Consider the following 861-nt stretch of genomic DNA (forward strand, 5'->3'; position numbering starts at 1 on the left):
GATGCCGTCGCCGAAGCCCGCGGCGATCACCTTGGCCCCGGCCGAGTTCGCCGGGTCGAACGGCACGATGAAGTGCCCGCCGCCGGTCGCCATGGTCAGCTCGGTCGCCCGCGCCTCGGCCGCCCGCTTCGCCTCGTCCTCGCTCGGCCGCGGGTGGAGCAGCGTGTGGGTCGGTCCCTTGCCGGCGCCGCCCTTGTGGTCGACGGTCTTGCGCCGGCCGGTCTTCGGGTCGTGCCAGGCGGCGACCACCTTGCCCTGGCGCGGGCGCGGCGTTCCGTTGATGCGCCAGCCGGCGCAGCCGATCCGGGTCACCAGGAAGGTCGTGGCCGATGATCCCGCCGACGCCCTTGCCGGAGCCCCGCTTGGTGACGGTCAGCTTGCCGCCGGCCGGCTTGACGATGCCGCCCGCCTCGGCCGCGATCCGGGTCGCGAAGTCGATCGGGCTCGCCTCCCAGCGCAGCACATAGGGCAGCTTGATCGACGCCAGCGCCGGATCGATGGCGACCGACAGGCCCGCCGCCTTGGCGGCGTCCTCCAGCACCTCGCGCAGCGTCTTGTCGTCGAAGTGCTTCAGCCCGCCGGCCTTGATCTCGCCCGTCATGGTGGCGGCCCGGGCCTTGATCACGATGGTCTCCGGACCGTTCTCGCAGCCGGTCTCCCAGTCGTTGACCTTGAACTGCCCGAGCGCGGCGACCCCGGTCTCCTTGTAGCCGGCGATCGGCGCCAGCACGTCGTCCTCGCTCGGCAACGGGATCTGCCGATAGTCGTCGTCCAGCTCAACCTCGAAGGTGTCGTTCTCGCCGCCCGCCGCGTCGTGGAAGGTGGCGCGCAGGAAGTGTGCCCCCATCGGCCCGGCGAGCA

1 pseudogene is annotated in these 861 nt (G+C 72.1%); it reads right to left on the bottom strand.

The window, feature by feature from the left end:
• Nucleotides 1–861 (bottom strand): annotated as a pseudogene (locus tag ABTU92_RS30720) (hypothetical protein); the annotation flags it as partial.

Source organism: Rhodoplanes sp. SY1 (genome assembly GCF_046000175.1).
In the GTDB taxonomy this organism is placed as follows: Bacteria; Pseudomonadota; Alphaproteobacteria; order Rhizobiales; family Xanthobacteraceae; genus Rhodoplanes.